At 68.4% G+C, this 4,598-nt stretch carries 5 protein-coding genes; 2 read left to right on the top strand and 3 right to left on the bottom strand.

Annotation, left to right across the window (positions count from 1 at the left end):
* Window positions 1–28: 28 nt before the first annotated feature.
* Complete coding sequence (locus ABZX92_RS45150) at window positions 29–1,675, bottom strand: glutamate--tRNA ligase family protein (protein WP_355572238.1); 1,647 nt, start codon at window positions 1,673–1,675, stop codon at window positions 29–31.
* A 78-nt stretch (window positions 1,676–1,753) separates the two neighbouring features.
* On the opposite strand from ABZX92_RS45150, the gene ABZX92_RS45155 reads away from it, so the two are divergent.
* Entirely contained in the window at window positions 1,754–2,935 is a 1,182-nt protein-coding gene (locus ABZX92_RS45155; RefSeq protein ID WP_355572240.1) for a zinc-dependent alcohol dehydrogenase, read from the top strand.
* A 19-nt stretch (window positions 2,936–2,954) separates the two neighbouring features.
* Complete coding sequence (locus ABZX92_RS45160; protein WP_355572242.1) at window positions 2,955–3,575, top strand: L-threonylcarbamoyladenylate synthase; 621 nt, start codon at window positions 2,955–2,957, stop codon at window positions 3,573–3,575.
* A gap of 3 nt (window positions 3,576–3,578) precedes the next feature.
* Here the strand turns inward: ABZX92_RS45160 and ABZX92_RS45165 are convergent, their stop codons facing one another.
* Both ABZX92_RS45165 and ABZX92_RS45170 read right to left on the bottom strand, forming a co-directional pair.
* The gene (locus tag ABZX92_RS45165) at window positions 3,579–4,034 is read right to left on the bottom strand and encodes a ricin-type beta-trefoil lectin domain protein (RefSeq protein WP_355572244.1); all 456 of its coding nucleotides are present in this window, start codon (window positions 4,032–4,034) and stop codon (window positions 3,579–3,581) included.
* A 16-nt stretch (window positions 4,035–4,050) separates the two neighbouring features.
* Window positions 4,051–4,515 carry a ricin-type beta-trefoil lectin domain protein gene (locus ABZX92_RS45170; protein ID WP_355572246.1) on the bottom strand — a complete coding sequence of 155 codons (465 nt, stop codon included), beginning with the start codon at window positions 4,513–4,515 and terminating at the stop codon, window positions 4,051–4,053.
* Window positions 4,516–4,598 lie beyond the last annotated feature (83 nt).

Genomic DNA, 4,598 nt, shown 5'->3' on the forward strand with positions numbered 1-4,598 from the left:
GGAACCAGGGGCCGCCGCACCCGAGCAACTAGCCGACGAGCGCGCGCACCCGGCGCAGCACCTCGTCGCGACCCAGCGTGCGGGCCACGGCGTGCAGGTCCGGGCTGCGGTTCGAGCCGGTCAGCGCGACGCGGATCAGCTGCGCCGCCTCCTTGATCGAGCCGGGGTAGGCGTCCGGGTTCTTCTTGAACTCCTTGGGGTTCGGCGCGAAGCCGTGCTTGGTCGCCAGCTCGCGGATCTGGCCGAACCACTCCTGGCCGTCCTCGGCATCCACGTACCCGTCCGCGAAGTCGGCGGCGAAGGCGGCGATCAGGTCTGCGGGCAGGCCGCCCAGCCGCTCGTCGGACCGGTCGGTCACCAAGGAGAACAGCGACGAGAAGAAGAAGCCGTAGGCCGTGCGGAAGTCGGACCACTTGCGGAGGTCCTTGCGCGGGTTCGCGACCTCAGGGCCGCGCTCGACCTGCAGAGCCGCCAAGGCCTCGGCACGCGAGGACTCCAGCACCGAAACGAGCTCCGGGTCGTGGGTAGCGGCCCAGGCGGAAACCCGGGACACGATCTCCTCACCGGACAGCGTGGCCACGTAGTCGGCCGAGATGTCCTCCAGCTTCACCAGGTCGACCAGCGGACCGGCGACGCCGCACTCGGCCAGCGAGATAGGAGCGGCCAGAGCCTCGTCCAACGGCAGCTCCGCCAGGCGCGCGTTCACCAGGCCGCGCATGTAGTACTGGACGGCCTCGGCCGGGTAGCCCGCCTCGATGAAGAACTCGACGGACGCCTCGGGGTCCTTGCGCTTCGAGAGCTTCCGGCGCGACCCGCCCTGCTGCTTCATCAAAGGCGCGATGTGGGCGTACTCGACGCGCTCGAAGCCCAATGCGTCGAACAGCTGCAGGTGCGTCGGGACGGAGGAGATCCACTCCTCGCCGCGGATCACCAGGTTCACGCGCATCAGGTGGTCGTCGACGGCGTGCGCGAAGTGGTAGGTGGGCAGGCGCGGCGACTGGTCCGAGGCCTTGAGGATCACCACGTCGTTGCGGTTGGCCTCGTGCTCCAGCGGACCGCGGATGGCGTCGACGAACGACGTGCGCTCCCCCGCCTTGCCCGGCGAGCGGAAGCGGACGACGTACGGACGGCCCTCGTCCAGCGCGGCCTGAACATCCTCAGCCGTCTTGTCGCGCCAGATCGCCCAGCGGCCGTAGTAGCCGGTGGGGAGCTTGGTGGCCTGCTGGCGCGCGGTGATGTCCGCGAGCTCTTCCTTCGTGGCGAAGCACAGGTACGCGTCACCGGACCGCAGCAGCTCGCGCACGTAAGTCAGGTAGATCTGCTCGCGCTGCGACTGGTGGTACGGGCCGTAGGCGCCAACGGAGTCGGCCTCGTCGGGCTGGATCCCGAAGTACTCGAACGCGCGGTTGAACTGCTCGACCGCGCCGGGCACCTCGCGCGCCTGGTCGGTGTCCTCGACGCGCACGATGTACGAGCCGCCCGAGTGCGAGGCGAGGTCGCGGTCGATCATGCCCACGTACAGGCCGCCGATGTGCAGGAACCCGGTCGGCGACGGGCCCAGGCGGGTGACCTTCGCGTCCGCGCCCAGCCCGCGAGGCGGGTACTGCTCCTCCCAGAAGGACGGTTCAGGCAGGTCCGAGGGGAACAGGGCGTCGACGACGGCACGGTCGAGCATCGCTGAGGGTCTCCATAACCGGGGTGAAAGAAGTCGTCCCAGGTTATCAACGCGGACCGGCGGGGAACGCCACTGGGCATGAAGGCAGTCACTTGGCACGGCAAACGCGACGTCCGGGTCGACAGCGTGCCCGACCCGGTCCTCAAGGAACCGGAAGACGTCATCGTGAAGATCACGTCGACCGGCATCTGCGGCTCCGACCTGCACCTCTACGAGGTCCTGGGGCCGTTTCTCACGGAAGGAGACATCCTCGGGCACGAGCCGATGGGGATCGTGGAGGAGGTCGGCGCGCACGTCACCGAGCTCAAACCCGGCGATCGGGTGGTGATCCCGTTCAACGTCTCGTGCAACTCCTGCGCGATGTGCGATCAGGGCCTGCAAAGTCAATGTGAGACCACGCAGGTACGTGAACACGGTTCGGGCGCCGCGCTCTTCGGCTACACGAAGCTCTACGGCCAGGTCCCCGGCGGCCAGGCCGAGTACCTCAGGGTCCCGTTCGGCAACTCGCTGCCGATCAAGGTCCCGGACGGCCCGCCGGACGACAGGTTCGTCTACCTGAGCGACGTCCTCCCGACCGCGTGGCAGGCGGTGGAGTACGCGAACGTCCAGCCGGAGCAGACGATCGCCGTCCTCGGCCTCGGCCCGATCGGCGACATGGCCTGCCGCATCGCCCGGCACCGCGGCATCAGGACGATCGGCATCGACCTCGTCCCGGAACGCCTCGCCCGCGCCAAGGCCCGCGGCACCGAGACCATCGATCTGCGCGGAGCCGGCAAGCGCCTCACCGAGGTCGTCAAGGACCTCACCAACGGCCGAGGCCCGGACGCGGTGATCGACGCGGTCGGCATGGAGGCCCACGGCGCTCCGGTCGGCAAGATCGCTCAGCAGCTCACCGGCCTGCTGCCCGACACGATGGCGCAGAAGGTCATGAAGGAAGCGGGCGTCGACCGGCTCAAGGCCCTCTACAGCGCGATCGACATGGTCCGCCGCGGCGGCACGATCTCGATCATCGGTGTCTACGGCGGCATGGCCGACCCGTTGCCGATGCTGACCATGTTCGACAAGCAGCTGCAGCTCAGGATGGGTCAGGCCAACGTGTGGCGCTGGGTCCCGGAGATCCTGCCGCTGCTCACCGACGGCGACCCGCTCGGCACCGAGGACTTCGCCACCCACCACCTGGCGCTCGAAGACGCCCCGCGCGCCTACGAGACGTTCCAGAAGAAGAACGACGGCATGGTCAAAGTGCTGCTCAAACCTTGATCGGCATATCCTGCCCCGCATGGCCAAGTACCTGGACGTCCACCCGGTCAACCCGCAGAAGCGCGCCATCGACCAGGCGGTGCGGATCCTGCGGGAGGACGGCCTGATCGCGTACCCCACGGACTCCTGTTACGCACTGGGCTGCCGGCTGGGCAACAAGGACGGCATCGACCGCATCCGGGAGATCCGCAAGCTCGACGACAAGCACCACTTCACGCTGATGTGCGAGAACTTCGCGCAGCTCGGCCAGTTCGTGGTGGTCGACAACGCGGTGTTCCGCGCGATCAAGGCCTCCACGCCGGGCAACTACACGTTCATCCTGCCCGCGACGAAGGAGGTGCCGCGCCGCATGATGCACCCGAAGAAGAAGACGGTGGGCGCGCGCATCCCGGACCACGTCGTCACCCAGGCGCTGCTGGAGGCCATGGGCGAGCCGCTGCTCACGTCGACGCTGCTGCTGCCCGACGAGGCGGAGCCGCTCGTGCAGGGCTGGGAGATCAAGGAACGGCTGGACCACCTGGTGGACGCGGTGATCGACTCCGGCGAGTGCGGCACCACGCCCACCACGGTGGTGGACTTCTCCAGCGGCGAGGCCGAGATCATCCGCTACGGCGCGGGCGACCCGGCCCGGTTCGAGTGACCGCTACCGCTTGAACCAGAACTGGTTGGGGAGGCGGTCGTCGCAGGTCTGCAGCCGGATGTTCGGCGGCCCCAGGCGCGCCACGCACTTGCCGGAGTGGAGGTGGCGGATGGTCAGGCGCGAGGCCGAGCCGCTGACGACCCAGACCTGCGACGGGGACCCGTTGCAGGTCGCGAGGCCCACCTGGTCACCCTCCCCCCAGGCGCACTTGTTGCTCTGGTTGCTGACCAGCTGGGTCTGGCGGCCGAACGACCCCACCCACCGGAAGTTCTGGAAAGCGCCGTCGTTGCACCCGGTGTAGTAGACGGCGCCGGCCGGGTGGGCCGGGTAGCCGTCCAGGCAGTTGTTCGTGCCGGAGCCCTGGAACTTCCAGGTCACGGCGGCGGAGGCGGGCTGGGCGACACCGAGTGCGGCCACGACGGCCAGCGCGACGGCGGTGAAAACGCGGAACATCTTCATCTGAGTCTCCCCCTCGTCAGTTCGTCAGTGCCCAGTCAGAACCTGGGATCGAACAGCCCTGCATGATCACCCGGTTCGGCGTGGTGCCCAGCGCCCTGGCCAGGCACAGGTTGCCCTGGCGGATGATCAGCTTGCCGATGTTGCCCCGGATCTCCCACCGCTGGTACCCGGCGCTGCTGCACGGCTCCAGGTTGACCCTGCTGCCCGCGTTCTGGATGCAGTAGCTGGTCTGGGCCTGGCTGCGGAGCGTGGTGGTGCCGGTGAAGGTGTTCGCCCACGCGAACCTCTGGAAGTTGCCGGAGTTGCAGCCGGTCACGTAGACCTCGCCGTCCGGGTGCCCGTTGTAGGCGTCCAGGCAGACGTTCGGCGACACACCCCAGAACCTGTTGACCACCGCCGCCGACGCCGGTGACACGCCGGCCATCACCAGGCCGGCCGCCGCCATCAGCGTCAGCGCCGTGGAAACAAACCTGCGAAGCATGCTCTTCCCCTCTCGATCACCGCGACCTTGCCCGAGAGGCCTTGCAGGGTTTCTGCAATCCGCTGGTCAGAGCAGTGGCGGCT

The organism is Lentzea sp. NPDC006480 (assembly GCF_040611995.1).
GTDB lineage: Bacteria > Actinomycetota > Actinomycetes > Mycobacteriales > Pseudonocardiaceae > Lentzea.